20 protein-coding genes and 2 tRNA genes are annotated in these 19,478 nt (G+C 65.0%); 15 read left to right on the top strand and 7 right to left on the bottom strand.

Annotation, left to right across the window (positions count from 1 at the left end):
• The first annotated feature begins 138 nt into the window (after window positions 1-138).
• The 4 genes from B447_RS04090 to B447_RS04075 all read left to right on the top strand — a co-directional run bounded on the left by B447_RS04090 (window position 139) and on the right by B447_RS04075 (window position 3,182).
• Window positions 139-759, top strand: coding sequence for a 3'-5' exonuclease (locus B447_RS04090; RefSeq protein ID WP_002936791.1), 621 nt, complete (start codon window positions 139-141; stop codon window positions 757-759).
• 306 nt (window positions 760-1,065) lie between these two features.
• The gene (tyrS, locus tag B447_RS04085; RefSeq protein ID WP_002936787.1) at window positions 1,066-2,304 is read left to right on the top strand and encodes a tyrosine--tRNA ligase; all 1,239 of its coding nucleotides are present in this window, start codon (window positions 1,066-1,068) and stop codon (window positions 2,302-2,304) included.
• A 128-nt stretch (window positions 2,305-2,432) separates the two neighbouring features.
• The gene (locus tag B447_RS04080) at window positions 2,433-2,768 is read left to right on the top strand and encodes a hypothetical protein (RefSeq protein WP_002936783.1); all 336 of its coding nucleotides are present in this window, start codon (window positions 2,433-2,435) and stop codon (window positions 2,766-2,768) included.
• Between the two features lie 84 nt (window positions 2,769-2,852).
• Window positions 2,853-3,182, top strand: a complete 330-nt coding sequence (locus tag B447_RS04075; protein WP_002936776.1) for a DUF5710 domain-containing protein — start codon at window positions 2,853-2,855, stop codon at window positions 3,180-3,182.
• 72 nt (window positions 3,183-3,254) lie between these two features.
• Here B447_RS04075 and B447_RS04070 read toward each other — a convergent pair whose 3' ends face one another.
• A complete protein-coding gene (locus B447_RS04070; RefSeq protein WP_002936771.1) occupies window positions 3,255-4,223 on the bottom strand; it encodes a DMT family transporter in 969 nt (322 codons plus the stop codon).
• An 82-nt stretch (window positions 4,224-4,305) separates the two neighbouring features.
• A complete protein-coding gene (locus B447_RS04065) occupies window positions 4,306-5,133 on the bottom strand; it encodes an AraC family transcriptional regulator (RefSeq protein ID WP_002936770.1) in 828 nt (275 codons plus the stop codon).
• A gap of 193 nt (window positions 5,134-5,326) precedes the next feature.
• Here B447_RS04065 and B447_RS04060 point away from each other — a divergent pair, with 193 nt between their 5' ends.
• Window positions 5,327-5,698, top strand: coding sequence for an H-NS family nucleoid-associated regulatory protein (locus tag B447_RS04060; RefSeq protein ID WP_002936768.1), 372 nt, complete (start codon window positions 5,327-5,329; stop codon window positions 5,696-5,698).
• Between the two features lie 63 nt (window positions 5,699-5,761).
• Here B447_RS04060 and B447_RS04055 read toward each other — a convergent pair whose 3' ends face one another.
• Together B447_RS04055 and B447_RS04050 are read right to left on the bottom strand one after the other, a co-directional pair.
• Window positions 5,762-7,621, bottom strand: a complete 1,860-nt coding sequence (locus B447_RS04055; protein WP_002936766.1) for a GGDEF domain-containing protein — start codon at window positions 7,619-7,621, stop codon at window positions 5,762-5,764.
• Between the two features lie 129 nt (window positions 7,622-7,750).
• On the bottom strand, window positions 7,751-8,086 hold the full coding sequence (locus B447_RS04050) for a hypothetical protein (RefSeq protein ID WP_002926637.1): 336 nt from the start codon (window positions 8,084-8,086) through the stop codon (window positions 7,751-7,753).
• A 240-nt stretch (window positions 8,087-8,326) separates the two neighbouring features.
• Here B447_RS04050 and B447_RS04045 point away from each other — a divergent pair, with 240 nt between their 5' ends.
• On the top strand, window positions 8,327-8,755 hold the full coding sequence (locus B447_RS04045; protein ID WP_002926635.1) for a ProQ/FINO family protein: 429 nt from the start codon (window positions 8,327-8,329) through the stop codon (window positions 8,753-8,755).
• Window positions 8,756-8,770: 15 nt separating this feature from the next.
• On the opposite strand, the gene B447_RS22700 is transcribed toward B447_RS04045, so the two are convergent.
• Window positions 8,771-8,929 (bottom strand): hypothetical protein, encoded by a 159-nt coding sequence (locus tag B447_RS22700; RefSeq protein WP_198291742.1) that lies wholly within the window; start codon window positions 8,927-8,929, stop codon window positions 8,771-8,773.
• A gap of 110 nt (window positions 8,930-9,039) precedes the next feature.
• Between B447_RS22700 and B447_RS04040 the strand changes: the two genes are divergently transcribed.
• The 4 genes from B447_RS04040 to B447_RS04025 all read left to right on the top strand — a co-directional run bounded on the left by B447_RS04040 (window position 9,040) and on the right by B447_RS04025 (window position 10,447).
• Window positions 9,040-9,115 (top strand) — tRNA-Thr (locus tag B447_RS04040).
• 98 nt (window positions 9,116-9,213) lie between these two features.
• Window positions 9,214-9,290 (top strand) — tRNA-Met (locus tag B447_RS04035).
• Window positions 9,291-9,377: 87 nt separating this feature from the next.
• The gene (locus tag B447_RS04030) at window positions 9,378-9,812 is read left to right on the top strand and encodes a YqaA family protein (protein ID WP_002926633.1); all 435 of its coding nucleotides are present in this window, start codon (window positions 9,378-9,380) and stop codon (window positions 9,810-9,812) included.
• Window positions 9,813-9,895: 83 nt separating this feature from the next.
• Window positions 9,896-10,447 carry a GrpB family protein gene (locus B447_RS04025; RefSeq protein ID WP_232431518.1) on the top strand — a complete coding sequence of 184 codons (552 nt, stop codon included), beginning with the start codon at window positions 9,896-9,898 and terminating at the stop codon, window positions 10,445-10,447.
• Between the two features lie 48 nt (window positions 10,448-10,495).
• Here the strand turns inward: B447_RS04025 and B447_RS04020 are convergent, their stop codons facing one another.
• Window positions 10,496-12,133, bottom strand: coding sequence for an electron transfer flavoprotein-ubiquinone oxidoreductase (locus B447_RS04020; RefSeq protein WP_002936764.1), 1,638 nt, complete (start codon window positions 12,131-12,133; stop codon window positions 10,496-10,498).
• A 165-nt stretch (window positions 12,134-12,298) separates the two neighbouring features.
• On the opposite strand from B447_RS04020, the gene B447_RS04015 reads away from it, so the two are divergent.
• The 3 genes from B447_RS04015 (at window position 12,299) to B447_RS04005 (ending at window position 15,338) form a co-directional block, all read left to right on the top strand.
• Window positions 12,299-12,706, top strand: coding sequence for an acyl-CoA thioesterase (locus B447_RS04015; protein WP_002926627.1), 408 nt, complete (start codon window positions 12,299-12,301; stop codon window positions 12,704-12,706).
• Window positions 12,707-12,792: 86 nt separating this feature from the next.
• Window positions 12,793-14,781, top strand: a complete 1,989-nt coding sequence (locus B447_RS04010; RefSeq protein WP_002936763.1) for an acetoacetate--CoA ligase — start codon at window positions 12,793-12,795, stop codon at window positions 14,779-14,781.
• 14 nt (window positions 14,782-14,795) lie between these two features.
• Window positions 14,796-15,338: a hydrolase gene (locus tag B447_RS04005; protein WP_002936761.1), complete on the top strand. Its 543-nt coding sequence runs from the start codon at window positions 14,796-14,798 to the stop codon at window positions 15,336-15,338.
• An 88-nt stretch (window positions 15,339-15,426) separates the two neighbouring features.
• On the opposite strand, the gene B447_RS04000 is transcribed toward B447_RS04005, so the two are convergent.
• On the bottom strand, window positions 15,427-16,323 hold the full coding sequence (locus tag B447_RS04000) for a DUF4394 domain-containing protein (RefSeq protein ID WP_002936760.1): 897 nt from the start codon (window positions 16,321-16,323) through the stop codon (window positions 15,427-15,429).
• A 69-nt stretch (window positions 16,324-16,392) separates the two neighbouring features.
• On the opposite strand from B447_RS04000, the gene B447_RS03995 reads away from it, so the two are divergent.
• Together B447_RS03995 and B447_RS03990 are read left to right on the top strand one after the other, a co-directional pair.
• Complete coding sequence (locus tag B447_RS03995) at window positions 16,393-17,007, top strand: methylamine utilization protein (protein ID WP_232431510.1); 615 nt, start codon at window positions 16,393-16,395, stop codon at window positions 17,005-17,007.
• Window positions 17,007-19,403 carry a bifunctional diguanylate cyclase/phosphodiesterase gene (locus tag B447_RS03990; protein WP_002936756.1) on the top strand — a complete coding sequence of 799 codons (2,397 nt, stop codon included), beginning with the start codon at window positions 17,007-17,009 and terminating at the stop codon, window positions 19,401-19,403. Before B447_RS03995 ends, B447_RS03990 begins: the two co-directional genes overlap by 1 nt.
• Window positions 19,404-19,478 lie beyond the last annotated feature (75 nt).

Raw genomic sequence — 19,478 nt, 5'->3', positions numbered from 1 at the left:
TGATGTGCGAGTCGATGCAATGTGCTGTCTTGGCGGGTTGCGCTGGACTGCTCCGGCAGTGCTTACTCTGCCTATAATCCGGCCCGGTCGCCAAGGTGCGCATGCCCTCATGCGCCGCGGCCTGAAAAGGTGCTGAGCATGGAAGCGGTGGCAGTGATTGATTTCGAGACCACGGGGTTGTCGCCCGCACAGGGTGACCGCGCCACGGAGATCGCAGCGGTCATCGTGGAGGATGGGCGTGTGGTCGATCGCTACCAGAGTCTGATGAACGCAGGAGTGCGGATTCCGGCCTACATCGAGGCGCTGACCGGTATCACGAACGCGATGATCCGCAGCGCGCCGGCGGCGGGCGAGGTCATGCGCGAGGTGTCCGATTTCGTCGGCAACATGCCGATCGTCGCCCACAACGCCTCGTTCGACGCCAAGTTCTGGGATGCGGAGCTGGCGCGCATCGAGCGCAGCAGGGAGCAGGACTTCGTATGCTCGCTGCTGCTGTCGCGGCGTCTGCTGCCCGCTGCACCCAGCCATAAGCTGGGCGTGCTGGTCCAGTACGCCAACTTGCCGGTTGCGGGGCGCTACCACCGTGCGCTGGCCGATGCCGAGATGGCGGCGAGCCTGCTGCTTAGGCTGGAGGATGAACTGCGGCTTCGCCATCAGGTGCCAAGGGTGTCGGTCGATCTGCTGCGGCAGATCCAGCGCACGTCGAAGGCGCAGCTGCCTAGATGCCTGGCGGCTGCCCGCGGCAAGACCAGCGGCTGACGGGCGGTGCTGGCGCGGGCTGGAGACCGGGCGGCTTGAGCAGGCTGCCATGACCTAGCGGTCGGCGCATGCGCGCGCGGCGGCGGCCAAGAGCCCTCGCGACTGCTCGGCCCGCCTCCCCAGGCGATGCAAACCTTGATACGATGCAACCATGCTCCGCAGCAATCTCGTTTCCCGCGTTCGTTATTACGGCTACCGCTTACCACGGCGGTAGCGGCGCGCGCGCCCAGTCCGCCCGAGGCGGACTGGTTGAGCTGATTGGCGGTCTCCCTCGGGCTATTTGCCCCGTCCTCATCAGGAGACCCCATGCATCACGATACTTTCGACGTCTTCCACCTTCTGGAAGAGCGCGGCTTCATCCATCAATGCACCGACGCCGACGGCCTGCGTAGAGCGCTGGCCAGTGGGGCGCGCAGCATCTATCTCGGGTTCGACGGTACAGCAGACAGCCTGCACGTTGGCCATCTGCAGGGCCTGATGCTGATGCGCTGGATGCAGCGCGCAGGGCATCGGCCAATACTGTTGATGGGCGGTGCCACGACTCGTATCGGCGATCCGAGCTTCAGGGACACGAGCCGGCCGATGCTCGACGCGGCGACCATTGCGGCCAACTTTCGCGGAATCAGCACGGCCTTCACCCGGTACTTGCGGATGGACGACAGCGCCGACGGCGCGCTCGTGGTCGACAACGCGGAATGGCTCGATGGGCTCGGCTACCTGGATTTTCTTGGCCGGGTGGGACGGCATTTCAGCGTGAATCGGCTGTTGAGCTTCGACGCTGTGCGCACCCGCCTGGCGCATTCGCTGAGCTTCCAGGAGTTCGGCTATACCTTGCTGCAGGCGTTCGACTTCACTCAGTTGGCTGAACGCTACGGCTGCACGATCCAGGTCGGTGGCGCCGACCAGTGGGCGAACATCATCAACGGTGTAGAGCTCTCACGGCGGCAAGGCGGAGGCGAACTGTTCGGGCTGACGATGCCGTTGCTGGTGACTGCGGACGGACGCAAGATGGGCAAGTCTGCCGCGGGTGCGGTGTGGCTCAACGCTGACCGGCTGGCACCGTTCGAGTTCTGGCAGTTCTGGCGCAATGTGGATGACCGCGATGTTGGCCGCTTCCTCGCGCTGTTCACCGAGCTCCCCATGACCGAGGTTCGACGCCTGGGGGGGCTGCAGGGTGCAGAACTGAATGAGGCGAAAGTCCTTCTCGCCACGGAGGCGACGCGGCTTGCGCACGGCGATGGTGCTGCCGAGCGCGCCGCAAGGACCGCTGCGGGGCTTTTTGGTGGCGGTGAAAGCGACGACGGGCTCGCTACCCTGGTCGTCGATCCGGTCCGCGTCAGCGCTGGACTTACGCTTGCCGAGCTTGCGGTGGAGGGTGGGCTGACGCCGTCCCGCAGTGCTGCCCGGAGACTGGCGGCTGGAGGCGGTTTGCGCCTGGACGGCATCCAGGTCACGAATGCGGATCTGCCTTTGCCCTCGGCCGCAGGTGAGTGGCGCCTGGCCGCCGGACGCAAGCAGCACCTGCGTATCGTCGTGTCGGCCTAGCAGACGGGGTCGAGCCTGTCCTTGGTTGTTGCGCGCAGCGCTGAGGACGGGCTTGAGCTGTCGCAAGTTGCTGACGCGTTGGTCGGTGCATGATGCGGGAACAACGAGGTTTGCGAATGAGGTCGTCTATGAAACGCGTGGCAGTCATCGTGCTTGGCATTTGGGTTTGCCTGTCGGCGGGCGTTGTCCGGGCAGAAACCCCGCCGGAGCCTGCGGCAAGGACAAGCACGCAGGTGCCCGTTCAACAGAGTGGGCAAGAGACCAAGGATGGCGTGGGTGCGATGCAGGCCAGCCCGGACAATCGGGCCTCCTTGTTGTCGATCGTGCTCGTTGCCGGGGTGATGATCGTGGTGGGAAGAGCGGCCATTGCCTTCGCCAAGAACAAGATGGACGCGGAGTTGCTGGCTGCCAAGGCACAGGCCGATCTCGATCAGGCGGACCGGGACGCGCAGGCAAAGGGGTGACTGGCGCTGTGCCTGGATGCAAGAGTGATACCCGGCCCGGCGCGCCTATAATGCGCCCCCTGTCATGAATACAGTGATGCCGCCATGCGCCACAACCTGAAGGTTCCGTTCGCAGAGAAGGACGAGGCGAAGAGGCTGGGTGCGCGCTGGGATGCTGCGCGCAAGCTCTGGTACCTTGGCGACGGCGTCGATGTGGCGCCGTTCTTGCGCTGGCAGCCGACGCCCCACGACGCATCGTCTCCGCCACCGTCGCCTGTGCCGCGCCGTGATCCGGCTTCATCTCGGACGCAGGAGGGCAAGGTGCAGGTAGGCAGCCGCTATGTTGCGCTGCCGCGGGTGTGTGACTGCCTGCCTTGGGACGACTGCGAGAAGTGCCGCTTGCAGACGTGGCCCGAACCCCAGCGCGGGCGTTGAGCGGGACAAGGCTGTTGCGTCGCCGAGTACGCGTGCAGCGGCGATAGACGCTTGCGCAGGGTGGATCAATGGCTACCGCCGCGGTTCGCTGCTGACCCTGCGAACCGGCTTGATCCGCAGTGCGGACAGGACGCCGGCGAGGACGAGGCCAATGCCGGTCAGCGTCAGGGCGTCCGGCCACTGCTCCTTCCAGATGAATGCATAGGTCAGTGCCGCGAGCATCTCGAAGACGATGAGTTGCCCCACCACTGCGGTCGGCATGCGCTGGCTGGCTTCGTTCCAGCACAGGGTGCCGAGCCAGGATGCGAACAGGCCGATGCTCACCATCAGGCCAATGAACACCTCCGGACGTGGGCCGAAGGGCATGGGCATGGGGTTGCCATCGATGATGAGCCAGGCCCAGAAGCCGATGTATCCGGTCAAGGCCAGCGGCAGGGTGACGAGGCCCTGCGCCGTTGCCCAAGCGCGCGGGTTGCGATCCGGATGCGCACGCAGCCAGTCGGCGTTACGCAGCGGGTACCAGGTCCAGCAGGCGACGGCGCCGATGGCAAGCGCGGCGCCGCTCAGGTAGCGCGTGTTGCCGTCGCTGCCTTGCGCGGCGAGCGCGGACATTTCCACCTGATTCACACAAGCCAGGCCTAGGGCGATGAGGATGAGCGCTGGCCCAAGCCGCGGCCAGGGCAGCATGCCGTCGCGCTCGCGGTTGCGCCAGTTGGCGCTGATGGCGATGACCACCGGCAGGGTGCCGATGATCATGGTGGGCAGCGGGGCGCCTGCACGCTGGATGGCACTTGCAAGAAACAGGTAATAGAGCAGGTTGCCGATGAGTGCGAGCTTGAGCGCCTCGATCCAGTCGCTGCGGTGGAGACGGCCCAGTTCGCCGCGGTCGAGCCAGGCCAGGGGCAGGGCGATCAGCCCGAAGGCGAGGTAGCGCCCGAACGACTGCAGGGCCGCCGGATAGTCGGGCAACAGCAGTGGGCCGACGAACACCAGACCCCAAAGCATGCCCGCCGCAAGCGCGAATCCGATACCCACCCACATGAAACGTGCTCCCGATGACGATGCGGGAGTTTCATCGCCCGCCCTGATGCGTGTCTTGTACCATCTTGCGCCTGCCGGGGGCTCAGGGCCGAACCTGGCGCTGGTAACGTGCGGGGGTGACACCGTAGCGGCGCGCGAAGGCGCGTGTCAGGTGGGCCTGATCGGCGAGGCCGACGTCAGCCGCCACCTCGGCAGGTGCTTTGCCGGCAGCCAGGCCTTGCTTGGCCTCGAACAGGCGGAGTGCCATCAACATCTGCTGCGGGGTGACATGGTGCTGATCCCGGAAGCAGCGCAGGAAATGAAAAGGGCTGAGTCCGGCGACGCTTGCGAGCGCCTCGAGCGTTATGCGCTCGCCCAGATGCGCGCGCATGTAGTCGATGACGCGGTTGAAGCAGTGGGCTTTTTCGGCGCGCGCCGGCGCAGGCGAGCGGGCATGGGGCTGCAGCTCGCGTACGAGCAGCAACAGCAGGCTGTCGATGGCGAGTGGGTCGGCCTCCCGCCACAGTGCATGAAGCAGTGCGGTGAGGCGACGCGCGCGTACAGGGTCGTCGTCCACGACGGCACTCGAGAACCACCACTGCGTGTCGCCGCTTGCTCGCGCCAGAAGGTCCGGATCGATGTAGATCATGCTGTAGGCCCAACCCTGCTCGGTTTCGGCGCGGCCCGTGTGCAGTGCGTCGGGGTTCATCAGCACAATGGAGCCGGGAGCCGCGAGGTGATCCGAGCCGGCGAGACGAAAGCGCTCGACCCCATGCTCGATGACGCCGAAGCCATACGCCTCATGGGTATGGGCGTCGAAGTGGTGGCGAACGATATGGGCGCGATACAGCTCGATGCCCGCTCTGCCCGGTGGACGGCGGAACTCGGCCTTGTCTGTGATGTGTTCGAAGTGTTCGGGGACGCCTTGCATGGGAGTCGTCAGGGCCGGGAGGCACGGGCCTGAAGTCTAGCCGCATGCCCTGTGTTTGCGGGGGGGAGGATGGTGGCGCGGTAGGCCGCGGCTGACTGCTGCGGGGTCTGATGCGATTGGGCGCGGTAACCCACTGCCCGAGAACGGGGTGCGCCGAGTATGATGGCGACCCCGTCTTCCGAAGAGCTTTCCAATGTCGATCGACCTGACCGAGCACTCCCTGCAAGAGTTGGAGGCCATGCTTGTCGAGGTCTGCAATGAGATCTCGGTTCGCGAGGAGCGTGCCCGGTGCGATGAAGCCGTCGTGGAGGTCGTGCCTGAGCCTGTCGTGCCGCCCGAGTCGACCCAGGGGGGCGAAGAGCTTGCTTCACCAGCACAGCCAGCCAGCGTCGCCGAAGAGGTGACGATTCGCTATGTGCATCCGGCCAGTCGTTCCCTGTGCTGGTCCGGCGAGGGCGCGGCGCCGGAGTGGGTAACGGCCTATCTCGCGCATGGCGGATCCTGGAGTGCGATGGAGAACGCGGCCGAGCAGCTGCTGCGCAGCCGGCCGAGACGAAAGTTCTAAACCAGTGGTGCTGAGGTAGAGGAACTGGGGCAGGGGCGCTGAGGCGACCCGTCAGGCACGCGCTCAGCTCCCCATGATTCCTTTTTCGGTGGGCGCCGGCGCTACCACGACACGATTGCGACCTGCCTGCTTGGCTTGGTACATGGCGCCGTCGGCGCGATCGAGCGCGACCTCGAATGCTTCTCCCGGCAAGAGCGGGGTCACGCCGGCGCTGAAAGTGATGACGACCTTCTGGTGGTCGGCCATGAAGAACTCCCGCGTCAGTTCGCGCTGCAGGCGCACGAGCGCCTGATAGGCCTCATCGTCCGAGGTTTCCGGGAGCAGGATCACGAACTCCTCGCCGCCGAAGCGCGCGAGCACGTCCTGCGGGCGCAGGTGCTGTCTGACGATGCGCGACAGGTGGACGAGGGCGTCGTCGCCCACCTTGTGGCCGAGGCTGTCATTGAGCTTCTTGAAGTGATCGATGTCGAGCAGGGCCACGGCTAGTCGCGTGCCACGGCGCACTGCCCGTGCGGCCTCCTTCTGGAACATCTCGTCCAGGCCTCGGCGGTTGAGGGCACCGGTGAGCTGGTCGTGGCGCATGAGCCGGCTCGACTCATCGAGTTCGGCCTGCAGGGCGGTGATACGCGCCTGTGCGGCGCTGGCCTCCTCGCGTGCGGCGAGCAGTTCGCTGCGTGATCGGCGCGCCTCGTCCTGCATGCTGCGGGTTTCCTGCATGACCTCGTCGAGCAAGGGGCCGATCTCCGCGATACTGCCAGCCTGGGCGATGCGTTGGGCGCAGGTGCCGATGCGGTCGTGGTAGGTGCCTGTGCTCTCGGAGAAGCGCGCCAGCTGGTCGACGAAGCCCGCCAGCATGTCGCGCAGGTGGCGTTGGCTGGCAACCAGGTTGCTCTTGAGCTGACCTTGCTTGGAGATCAGTTCGCGCAGACGCTGTCCTGCGTCGTCTATCTTGCGGGCGTCGAGTTTGCTCTCGGTGATCTCGCGCAGCATCTCGACCTGGCCGCTGAGCCAGGCGTCGTCGAGGACGAGGTCATCGATGTTGCGAAGGAGCAGGCGGAGCAATTCGAGCAGGCCGCTGCGCACTTCGGCGTCGTCGGCGGCGGTGATCTCGATCTCGTGCGTGAGCTTGCGCAGACGGTCGCGCAGTTGGGTGAGTGCTGGGGTATCGAGCTGTTCGCCGAGTTCTGATGCGATCGATCTCGCCTCGGCGGCCAGATCGGCGTGTTCGGTCAGCAGGGCGGGGATGGCCTGGTGCAGGCTCAGCTCGAGCAACTCGCGTACAGCGTCCAGGTGTCCAGGTCTGGACTCGTCGTGGGCCGATACGGGGTCCGCCTGCTCGAGCGGATGTGGTGCGTTCGCCGCTGGGATGGATGCGAGGGGGCGAGCCGAGGGGCGCTCCTGGGCAAACGCGTCCTGAGTGCCGTGCATGCTGTCAGCGTCGGAGTCGGTTCCGGCCTGGGTCCAGCCGCGCAGAAGCCCCTGCAGGCGGCTGTAAAGCGTGGCGGCGTCCGAGGCGTTGAGTACCCGGTCCAGCGCCTCGCGCTTGCGTGCAGTCGTCCAGCCGTTCTGGCGCGCTTCCCACTGGCGGACCAGATTTGCGATGACCTCGTTCCAGGCCGGTTGCTCGGACTGCTTCAGGCCGTCCAGGTAGCGCTCCAGGGCTGCGTCTGCCGCCTTGGCGTCGTTCTCCGCGAGCGCCTGATCGAGCTGGCGCAGTTGTCGCTGGCGTTCTGGCGTATCCCGTGGGAGGCGACGGGCGATCCTACGCAGATCGGACTCGGGGGGGGCATCCTCCGAGGTGCTGGTGCCTGCGATTTCGTGATAGAGCTTGCGGTAGTTGTCGGGCGTCGGAGCAACGCGCCGCATCGCCAGCTGGCGTAGAGTCTCACGGGCGATTTCGGACGGGTTGCCATTCGTGGTCATGTCGAGGAGGGCCTGAGCTGCGCAAGGATGCAGCCCGATTATAGGCTCGCCTGGATATCACGAGCGAGCCGGTGGTGAGCCTCTTTCGAGCGCGAGCAGGCTTTTGTCTGTTTCCTGTGTTTCGGGGCCTCAGCGTGGGTGGTTTTCGTCTGGAAGGTCGTATCGGTCTGCGATATACGCCGGTCCCTTCATGACGAAGACGATGGTGCACCCAATGGCTAGGGTGAGCATGACCGTCCAGTGCAGCACGACTGCCGCGATCACCCAGATGTCGATCATCTGCAAGGCACGGGCGGTTTCGATGCTGGTGTCACCCCACCACAACAGCCTGGCCAGCAGGGATGCGGCGATACAGCCCATCGTTCCGGCAAGCGTAACCATGGGTAGACGGCGCAGTATGGCGCGCTCTACGCCGGCAGGGGCAGTCTGTGAGCCGGGCAACCGTTTCCAGCGCTTGAGCGTCATGATGGTGGTCCTCGCGGTGATGGTGGTTCAGCTGTTGCAAATGCGTCGCAGGGGCAGGTCGATGCAGCGGGCGGGCGGACTGCTTCAATCGCGACGCGTTAGAATGCAAGCTTTGCGGTGTGAAGCGGGCCTGTCGTCGGCTCACTCCGCTCCGCTTACCTGCACGCGTGTATAGACGCGTGCCGCTTATTCCGAGTTCTCAAACTGATGACTTCTGCGCAAACACCCCCCGCCACCACGATGCCCGAGACCGGGCTGGACGCCACGCCCGCCCAAGCGAAGCCCGGCATCGAGCCACGTGCGATGATCAAGCGCCTCGAGGCGGAGTGTGCCGCATTTCGTGACTGCAAGCCGCTCGCGCTGCGCATTGACAACGCGATTCTCGAGCGTTTCCCTGAGTTCGAACGCAAGGTGCTGCGTGTCGCGTTGAGGATGCATACGGCCTCGACGCGTTACCTCAAGGCGGTTGAGCGCAGCGCACAGCGCTTCGATCTGGATGGCAACCCGGCGGGCGAGGTCACCGACGAGCAGCGCGCGCACGCTGCGCAATTGCTCAAGGAGCGGTTTGCGGCGGTTGCCAAGCAGCAGCGCGAGAAGCGCGAGGCTGAAGAGGCTGAGCGGCGCAAACAGGAAAAGCTGCAGCAACTGATGAGCAAGTTTGGCCGTTGAGTGTGCCGCCCAGGCCTAGCCTGGGTCGTGGTCGGCAGTGCCAGCTCGTGCGAGCCAGGCCGCCGCAGTCGCCGCAACCGACACGGCGAGCCCGCCGCCGATGTGACCAGTGCCGATCATCAGCCCCGAGATCAAGCCGAGAGCCAAGAGTGCGCGCGTACCAATCGTTGCCATGATCCATGCTCCTCGTTGTTTGTTTTGAATACTGTATATTTAAACAGTTGTTGGCGCAAGCGCCCAACAGCAGCGTTGCGGCTGCGCTTGGGCTATAATCCGCGTCCGTTGCCGGCATAGCTCAGTTGGTAGAGCAGCTGATTTGTAATCAGAAGGTCGTGGGTTCGATTCCTATTGCCGGCACCAAGTCTTTCCTGCAGTCGCGGCTTACACGGTCAGAAGTTTTGCAGCGCAAAAAAACTTTGACTTTCCTGCAGCGATTGTTTATAGTTCTGTTTCTCCGACGCGGGGTGGAGCAGTCTGGCAGCTCGTCGGGCTCATAACCCGAAGGTCGCAGGTTCAAATCCTGCCCCCGCAACCAAACAAACAAAAAGGCCCACGTCCGCGTGGGCCTTTTTGTTTGTGTTTCCGATATCAGGGGCCGGCATACAAGCCGGCCAAGCCTTTCATGCTGTCCGCTGCCTACATCGGCTTGTTCGTTGCCGCCTTTGGCGCGGCCACACTGTTACCGCTGCAATCCGAGGCGGTGCTCGTCGGCTTGTTGGTCAATGCGGCTCATCCGCCGTGGGCGCTGGTTATCGTTGCCAGTGCCGGTAATGTCCTGGGCTCTGTCGTCAACTGGCTGCTGGGTCGCTACCTCGAGCGCTGGCGTGCGTATCGCTGGTTTCCGGTGCGTTCAGATCAGCTCGAGAAGGCCCAGGCGCGCTACCATCGCTATGGCCGCTGGTCGCTGCTCCTGAGTTGGGTGCCCGTCATCGGGGACCCGCTTACAGTACTCGCCGGGGTAATGCGAGAGCCGCTGTGGAGCTTCGTTCTCATCGTCGCCGTGGCGAAGGCGGGGCGCTATATCTTTATCGCTGCGCTTACGTTGGGTTTACGGTGAGCCTTGGCGAGTACGCTTGACGGACGATGTAACACGCAGGAGGTTGGCCAGCGATGGCTGGGTACTTGCGGCAACCAGAACATGTGTCCCGCGCGCTTGGCGAGCGTATCGAGATCGTGCCTTACGATCCCGGCTGGCCGCGCGCGTTCGAGGAGGAGGCTGCGCGGCTGCGGGCCTGCCTGCCACCAGACATGATTGGGCGTATCGAGCATTTCGGCAGCACCGCGGTGCCGGGGCTGCATGCCAAGCCTATCGTCGATATGCTGGTGGAGGTGCGTTCGATGAGCGACGTTGCGCAGCATATTGCGCCGCTATTGCAGGCGCAGGGCTGCGAGTTCTTCTGGCGGGCGAGCCAGCCGGGTTTGCCCGGCATCGAGTACGCGTGGTTCATTCGCCGTGATGCCAGCGGACGGCGCACGCACCACATTCACTTCCTTGAGAGGGGGTCTTCGGAATGGGAGCGCCTGCTGTTTCGCGACTACCTGCGCGCGCATCCCGAGGCTGCGAGGGAGTACGGTGCGCTCAAATGCCGCATCGCTGCCGCCTGCCCGGACGATCGCAGGGCTTACGCGCAAGCCAAGGGTGATTTCATCGCCCGCATCATGCGTGCGGCGAGGGCGGGGCGGGAGGGCTGAATCGATACCGGCAGAGGGCGCGCTGTCGTGCCCTCTGCCGGTGTGGTCTTACATCCCTTGGTAGATCGGTCCTTCGCCGCCCTGCGGCACGACCCAGTTGATGTTCTGGGTCGGGTCCTTGATGTCGCAGGTCTTGCAGTGCACACAGTTCTGGGCGTTGATCTGCAGGCGCGGCCCAGCCTCCTCATTGACGATCTCATACACCCCGGCCGGGCAGTAGCGCTGCTCGGGGGCGTCGTACCTGGCCAGGTTGATTGCGATCGGCACCGCGCCGTCCTTCAACTGCAGGTGGCAGGGCTGCTCTTCCTCGTGGTTGGTGTTGGACAGGAACACCGAGGACAGGCGATCGAAGGTGAGCACGCCGTCGGGCTTGGGGTAATTGATCTTCGCGCAGTCGGCCGCCGGCTTGAGCTTGTCATGGTCGGCGCTGTTGCGCAGCGTCCACGGCGCCTTGCCGCGGAACACCACCTGGTCGATGCCGAACAGCAGCGAACCCAGGTACAGGCCCTTCTTCATGTAGGGCTTGAAGTTGCGCGTCTTGTGCAACTCGGCGTACAGCCAGGAGTCGCGGAAGGCGGCCGGGTAGGCGGTGAGCGCGTCGCGCTCGCGTTCCTTGGCGAGCGCCTCGAAGGCGGCCTCGGCGGCGAGCATGCCCGACTTGATCGCGGCGTGGCTGCCCTTGATGCGCGCGGCGTTGAGAAAGCCCGCATCGTCGCCGATCAGCGCGCCGCCCGGGAAGATTAGCCGCGGCAGGCTCTGCAGGCCGCCGGCGGCAATGGCGCGCGCGCCGTAGGCCAGGCGCTTGCCGCCTTCGAGATACTTGCGGATCTCGGGGTGCGTCTTGTAGCGCTGCATCTCCTCGAAGGGCGACAGGTGCGGGTTCTCGTAGTTGAGGCCGACCACGTAGCCCACCGCCACCAGGTTGTCCTCGAGGTGATAGACGAAGCCACCGCCGTAGGTGGCGTTGTCCATCGGCCAGCCGGCGGTGTGCACCACCAGGCCGGGGCGATGGTTCTCGGGCCTGACCTCCCACAGCTCCTTGATGCCGATGCCGTAGGTCTGCGGGTCGGCGCCCTCGCGCAGATTGAACTTCGCCTCGAGCTGCTTGCCCAGATGGCCGCGACAGCCTTCGGCAAAGAGCGTGTACTTGGCGTGCAGCTCCATGCCCGGCTGGTGGTGCGGGCCGGGCGTGCCGTCACGGTTCAGGCCCATGTCGCCAGTGGCCACGCCCTTGACCGCGCCTTTTTCATCGAACAGGATCTCGGCGCCGGCAAAGCCGGGATAGACCTCGACGCCGGCCGCCTCGGCCTGCTCGCCGAGCCATTTCACCACATTGCCCAGGCGCACGATGTAGTTGCCGTGGTTCACGAAACAGTCGGGCAGCAGGCCGTTGGGGGCCTGGCGAGCCCCGGTCTCGGACAGGAACAGCACGCGGTCTTCGGTGACCTCGGTGTTGAGCGGGGCGCCCTGTTCCTTCCAGTCGGGGATGAGCTCGGTGAGCGCCTTGGGGTCCATCACCGCGCCCGACAGGATGTGGGCACCGATCTCGGCGGCCTTCTCGATCAGGCACACCGACAGCTCCTGGCCCTTGGCCGTGGCGAGCTGTTTCAAGCGGATCGCTGCCGCCAGCCCGGCCGGGCCGCCGCCGACGATCAGCACGTCGAATTCCATCGATTCTCTTTCCATCCTGTTCTCCTGTTCCCGTGTGGGAGGTGGCGCCCCTCTTGTGTGGCGATTGTATACCCTTGCGCTTATGCAGACGGCTGGCCCGCAGTCTGCACAACATACGGATGCGTATGTTACATTAGCTCGCTGCACATACAACAGCAAACTACAACAGGAGACTGCGGCATGAACGAACGTGCGAAGCTCATCCATACCAGCCGGATCCCCGTGCGCTGGGGCGACATGGACGCCTACGGCCACGTTAACAACACGGTATATTTCCGCTACTTCGAACAGACGCGCGTTGAATGGCTCGAGGCCATGGGATGTCGGGTCAGCGTCGAAGAGGCCGTCGGGCCGGTGATCATCAATGCCAGCTGCACTTTCCTGGCGCCGGTGAACTACCCGGCAACCGTCGTCATCAAGATGTATGCCGGTGAGCCAGGGCGCTCCAGCGTGATGACCTGGTACGAGTTGTTTGTCGAGGGCGAGGACAGGCTCTATGCCGAAGGGGCGGCAAAGACGGTGTGGATGGACACCCGCAGCGGCAAGTCGTCGCCGATGCCCGATTTCGTTCGTGCCGTGTTCGAATAGCGAACGCGCTGATTCAATCGTCACAAAAACAAACGGGCGCGCCGTCGGGCAGTCGGCGGAGCGTCGATTGATGGAGAGGAGACAACGTGAATTCTGCTGAACAGAGCCCGCTGTGGACACCGTCGCCCGAGCGCGTCGCTGCCGCCAACGTGACCGCTTTTCGCCTGGCCGCCGAGCAGCGCTGGGGCGTGAGCCTGCCTGACTATGAGGCCTTGTATGCCTGGTCGGTGGCGCACCCGGAGCAGTTCTGGGTGAGCGTCTGGGAGGGTGACGGCATCGGTGGTGGCGTCATCGGCAGCCGTGGCGAGCGCGTGCTCGTGGACGCCGAGCGCATGCCGGGTGCGAAGTGGTTCCCCGATGCGCGATTGAACTTCGCCCGCAACCTGCTGCGTTCGCGCGACGCGCATGACGCGATCGTGTTCTGGGGCGAAGACAGGGTGAAGAACCGCATGAGCCACGGCGAGCTGTATCGCGCTGTGGCCCACTTCGTCGCTGCGTTGCGCGAGATGGGTGTGGGAGAGGGCGATCGTGTTGCCGCCTACATGCCCAACATGCCGGAGACGGTGGTCGCGATGCTTGCCGCGGCGAGCATCGGTGCGATCTTCACCTCGGCCTCGCCGGACTTTGGCGTGCAGGGCGTGCTCGATCGTTTCGGCCAGACCGAGCCCAAGGTGCTCATTGCCTGCGACGGCTACTACTACGGCGGCAAGACGGTGGACGTGCTGGGCAAACTGGGCGAGATCGTTGGCCAGCTGCCTTCGATCAAGCGCGTGGTCGTCGTGCCTTACGTGCACGCCGAGCACGATCTCTCGCACGTGCCGCATGCGCGCATGTACGCCGATTTCATCGCGCCCTACCATTTCGTCGATGACATCGAGTTTGCCGAGCTGCCCTTCGACCACCCGCTCTACATCATGTACTCCTCGGGAACCACTGGCGTGCCCAAGTGCATCGTGCATTGCGCCGGCGGCGCGCTGCTGCAGCACCTGAAGGAGCATCGCCTGCACAGCGACGTGAAGCGCGGCGACCGCGTGTTCTACTTCACGACCTGCGGATGGATGATGTGGAACTGGCTCGTGTCGGCGCTGGCCGCCGAGGCCACGCTGCTGCTCTACGATGGCTCGCCCTTTGCCGGCGATAACCAGATTCTGTTCGATTACGCCGACGCCGAGCACATGACCCACTTCGGTACCTCGGCCAAGTTCATCGACGCCGCGGCGAAGTTTGGCTTGAAACCCAGGGAAACCCACCGGCTCGACACCGTGCGCGCCATGATGAGTACCGGCAGCCCGTTGGTCCCGGAAGGCTTCGAGTACGTCTATCGCGACATCAAGGCCGACCTGCAGCTGTCCTCTATTTCGGGCGGAACCGACATCATCTCCTGCTTCGTGCTTGGTTCTCCCGTGCTTCCGGTGTGGCGCGGCGAGATCCAGTGCCGCGGCCTGGGCATGGCGGTGGATGTGTGGGACGACGATGGCAAGCCGGTGCGCGGCGAGAAGGGCGAGCTGGTGTGCAGCAAGCCGTTCCCGGTGATGCCGATCGGTTTCTGGAACGATGCAGACGGCAGCAAGTACCACGCCGCCTATTTCGATCGCTTCCCCAATGTGTGGTGCCATGGCGACTTCTGCGAAATCACCGCTCATGGCGGGCTGATCATCTACGGCAGGTCGGATGCCACGCTCAACCCGGGCGGGGTGCGCATCGGCACGGCCGAGATCTACCGCCAGGTCGAGAAGTTGCCCGAGGTGGTCGAATCCCTGGTGATTGGCCAGGACTGGCCGCCGCAGAACCCGAACGACGTGCGCGTGGTGCTGTTCGTCAAGCTGCGCGAGGGGCTTGCGCTCGATGATGCGCTCGCCAGGCGCATCCGCCAGACGATCCGCGACAACACCACGCCGCGCCACGTCCCGGCCAAGGTGTTGCAGGTGGCGGACATTCCGCGCACCAAGAGCGGAAAGATCGTCGAACTGGCGGTGCGCAACGTGGTGCATGGGCGCCCGGTCAAGAACCAGGAGGCGCTCGCCAACCCCGAGGCGCTGGCGCATTTCCGCGACCGTGCCGAACTCGCAGACTGAATGGGCAAGCCATCATGCTGATGAACCGTGACAAGTCCGTGCTGTTGATCGTTGATGTGCAGGCCAGGTTGGCGCCCTCCATACATGACAGCGACAAGGTCGCGGCCAGCTGCATCTGGCTCGCCAGTGTTGCCGAGCGCGTTGGCGTGCCGGTGGTGGTCACCGAGCATTTCCCTGCCAAGATCGGAGGCACGCTCGACGCACTGCGGGCGGTTACGCCCGCTGCCGAATATGTCGAAAAGCAATGCTTCTCGGCGCAGGCGGACGGTTGCCTGAAAGGCACTGCGGTCGAGGCGCGTCGGCAGGTGATTGTGTGCGGCACCGAGGCGCATGTCTGCGTACAGCAGACCGCGCTCGATCTGCGCTGGGCGGGGAAGGAAGTCTTTGTCGTGGCTGAGGCCTCGGGGTCGCGCGATCCGGCCAATCGCGACCTGGCCTTTGCACGCATGCGCAGCCATGGTGTCGAGATCGTGTCATGCGAGATGGCGGCCTTCGAGTGGCTCCAGCGAGGTGGTACCGAGCTCTTCCGCGAGATCAACCGCGACTTCATCCGCTGACATTGAGCGGCAGCGCCGTTCGCGGCGCTGATCCACGAGCTGGAGCAGAATACGCGGGGGACGGCTCAGGCCGTCCCCCGCGCTCGTTTCAGGGCTCGATGGCCATCCCACGGAGGCGTTCGCCGCTGCCTACCGGGCCGAGCACACGCGCCGCACCGGTGCCGAGGTCGATGTGATGGAGCGTGGCTGCAGGCATGGTGGTGGAGGTCAGTACCGCGAGCGCGGTGTTGCTGACGTCAGAGATGTCGAAGTGCGCATCTTCGATGCCCTCCACGCCGAGTTGGCCCACGGTATGAAGCTGACCGCTGTTCGGCGAAACGACGGGCTGGGTGCCCTCGATAGAGCCCTGGCGAACCAAGCTCGCACGCCCCGCGTCAATGGCGAAGTTGGTGGTGAGCTTCTCATCCTGCTGATTGTAGGTATATGCCGCGGCGATCACGTATGCGGGCTTTTCTGCGGCAGGGTCACCCGCAGCGTACGCGAGGCGGCCGTCGGCCTGGAGGCCGTCCTGATCGGGAGAAAAATCGACCAGGGTGCCGGTTTCCGGATGCGCACGCAGGTTCTGACCGGCGTCGGAGACGATGCGAATGCGGTCGGCAGCCGGGTTGAAGTCGAAGCCGAAGCGTTTTCCTTCGAGGGCGAGCGCGAAGACTTGCGTGCCGACCGGGGTTAGGGTGCCGGTTTCCACGTCGACCGTGAATAGCCGACCCGATGAGCCCAGTGCGTACATCACGCCGTAGGCGACCCGGTAGTCGATGCCCAGGATGCTCTCATCGCTGCCGAGGCCGACCAGCTTCACGCTGCGGATGATTTTATGCGGTTCGGCCGCTGAAACCGCGATAAGCTCATGCGACTCCGTGACGGCATGGATCCTGATTCTCTCCAGTTCGGCGGCGGCGTCTGCAGGCGAGGCAAGGCCGACCGCTAGCGCGGCGGTAAGCAGCGCATTGAGCGGCAGGTGGCGTGGCAGCTTGGGCTGGGGCATGGGCATTCCTCTCGGGGCGGGCTGGGCTTCGTGGATGAGCAAAGATAGGACAGCATGCGGATTTCGTACGTGATCGATTTGGCAGCCAGACGCGGGATGATCCTCGCTGCGATTGGCTGCATCGTTCCGGCGCCGGCGGCGCTCGCGGACAGCCTCACCGTCAGGGTTGTCGATGAGCACGGTGCTGCGTTGCAGGACGTGGCGATGGCGCTCAAGCCCTTGGTGGGCGTACCGGCCATGCGGGTTGCAGAGTTCGAGATCGTGCAGCGGGACAAGCGCTTCATCCCGCTGATGACCGCGGTGCCGACGGGCGCCTCGATACGGTTTCCCAACCACGACACGGTGCGCCATCACGTCTATTCGTTCTCGCCGGCGAAGACCTTCGAACTCAAGCTCTATCTCGGCACGCCTGCAGCGCCGGTTGTGTTCGACAAGCCTGGCGTGGTCGTGATGGGCTGCAACATTCATGATCACATGGTGGCCTACGTGGTGGTGTTCGATTCGCCGTGGGTCGGTGTCAGTGACGAAGCTGGCGAATTGCGCCTGCAGGGCGTGCCTGCTGGCGACTACAGGCTCGAGTACTGGCACCCGCGCTGGGTCGGTGCCGACAATTCGGTCGCCGGTACGCCGGTGCGTATCGATGGTGATGCGCGCTTTGCCCTCGTCGTCGGGGCGCAACCCTGATGCGATTCGGCTTCCGGCGCCTGCAATGGCGGATTGCCGCCTGGACGGCGATGATCCTGCTGTCGGTCCAGATTGGCGGCCTGTTCCTGTTCGAGCATGTTGGGCGCAGCAGTGCGCTGCAGGAGGTCAAGGTGCAACTCGACACCGGCGACCGCGTGCTCGATCGCCTGCTCGAACAGCGCAGCGCCCAGTTGGCGCAGGCGGCGCGAGTGCTCGCGGCCGACTTCGGCTTCCGTGAGGCTGTGCTGACCGGTGACGCCGACACTGCAGCCTCTGCGCTCGAGAACCACGGCTCCAGGATCGGTGCCAGCCTGATGTTGCTCACTGGGCTGGATGGCCGCGCGCTCGCCGCTCATCCCGCTGGGGGCGACGCGTTTGCGCAGCGCCTTGCGCGCTTCATCGCCGATGCGCAGGCGCGTGGCGCAGCGACGGGTTTCCAGGTCGTGGGCGACAGCGTTTTCCAGTTGGTCGTGGTGCCGGTCATGGCGCCGGTGCCGGTCGCCTGGGTGGCGATCGGTTTCGTCGTAGACGAGGCGCTTGTGCACGACCTCAAGCGGGTAATCGGGCTAGACGTGAGTCTGGTGCGCGGTCGTGAGCTTGAGGCAGCGCTGGTGGCCAGTACCCTGCCGACAGACGTCGACGCTGCGCAACTGCTTGCCGATGCGGGGCGTGGCATGCTTGTCGGCGGCTTCGAGTACGCCGGCCTGGTGCGCGACCTCGATCCACTTGCCAGCGAGCGTGTCTTCGCCGTGCTCCAGGTCTCGCTCGAGCGTGCGCTCGAACCCTGGGAGCGGCTCTATCGCGAGTGGTCCGGGCTGACGGTCGCAGCTACTGTCGCCATGCTGCTGGCCAGCATGTGGATGGGGCGCACGATCGCGTCGCCGGTGACCCGGCTTGCCGAGTTCGCCCGGCGCGTCCGTGTCGGCGAGTATGCCGCCCCGCCCATGGTGCGGCGCGAGGACGAGATTGGCCGACTCGCCACGGCCTTCGCCCTGATGACGGAGGCCATCGCCAGCCGCGAGGCGCGCATCTCCGAGCTGGCCTACCGTGACGTGCTGACGGGGCTGCCCAATAGGGTGCAGTTCGTCGAGTCGCTCGATCGCTTCGTGCGCAGCTTCGGGGAGCGTGGTGAGCGTCTTGCCGTGCTGACCCTGGATATCGACCGCTTCAAGCTCATCAACGATTCCCTGGGCCACGATCTGGGCGACCAGGTGCTGCAGGAGGTCGGTCGTCGCCTGCAGCATGCAGGCATGCGCCGGCGCGACCTCGCGCAAGGCCTGCAGGACGAGGCCAACGCATGCGCGCGGCTGGGCGGGGACGAATTTGCGGTTCTCGTGCCCGGGGCGGACGCCGTGGCTGCCAGGGTTGTGGCCGAGCGTATCGCTGCCTTGCTCGAAGCGCCGATGAACGTGCAGGGACAGCTGGTCGATGTGCGTGCGAGCATCGGTATCGCCCTCTACCCCGATCATGGCAACGACGCCGGCGAGTTGATGCGGGGCGCGGATGTCGCCATGTACAAGGCCAAGCAGGCCCATGCCGGTCATGCCATATACGACCCGGCGCATCATGGCCGCAATGCCGCCCGCCTGTCCTTGCTCACAGAGTTGCGCCAGGCCGTCGAGGGCGATGAACTGGTGCTCTACTACCAGCCCAAGCACGCCTTCCGCTCGTCAGCCATGCTCAGTGTGGAGGCGCTCGTGCGCTGGGTTCATCCCAAGCGTGGCTTCGTGCCGCCGATGGAGTTCATCCCGTTTGCCGAACAGACCGGCTATATCAGGGCGATCACGCTGTGGGTGCTCGAACGCGCAGTGCGCCAATGCGCAGCGTGGCGGCGCGCGGGGAGGGCAGTGCATGTCGGCCTCAATCTCTCGGCTCGCGACTTGCTGCATCCTGAACTGCCGGATCAGTTCCGCGCCATGCTTGAGCATCACGGCTGCGAGGCGCGCTGGATAACGCTCGAGATCACCGAAAGCGCGGTGCTGGACGATCCGCGCAAGGCGCTGGCAACGCTCGAGCGCCTGCACGCCACCGGCTGCCAGCTTTCGATCGACGACTACGGTACGGGTTACTCATCACTCTCCTATCTGCGTCAGATGCCGGTCCAGGAGCTCAAGATCGACCGCAGTTTCGTCATGAATCTCACCACCCGGCCTGGCGATGAGCTGATCGTGCGCTCTACGATCGAGCTCGCGCACAGTCTGGGGCTGGTGGTGACGGCTGAGGGTGTGGAAACCGAGGAGATCCTCGTGCGTTTGGGCGAGCTCGGTTGTGATCTGGCGCAGGGCTATTTCGTCTCCAGACCGGTTGATGCCGCAGGGCTCGAGGCCTGGATGGACCATTCGCCTTGGGCGCGTGGCGACCATCCGTCCGGCACTGAGCCGACGAATTGCGCGTGACCCGCAGGTCTCCCACCTAGGGAAAACGTGGCTTAACCTTTTGCTTCCGTTGGCATAGCCTCGGCCTTTGTCCTA

It is taken from the genome of Thauera sp. 27 (assembly GCF_000310125.2).
Taxonomy (GTDB): domain Bacteria; phylum Pseudomonadota; class Gammaproteobacteria; order Burkholderiales; family Rhodocyclaceae; genus Thauera; species Thauera mechernichensis.
The sequence above is the reverse complement of the archived record's forward strand: the minus strand, read 5'-3'. Positions and strand labels throughout refer to the sequence as shown.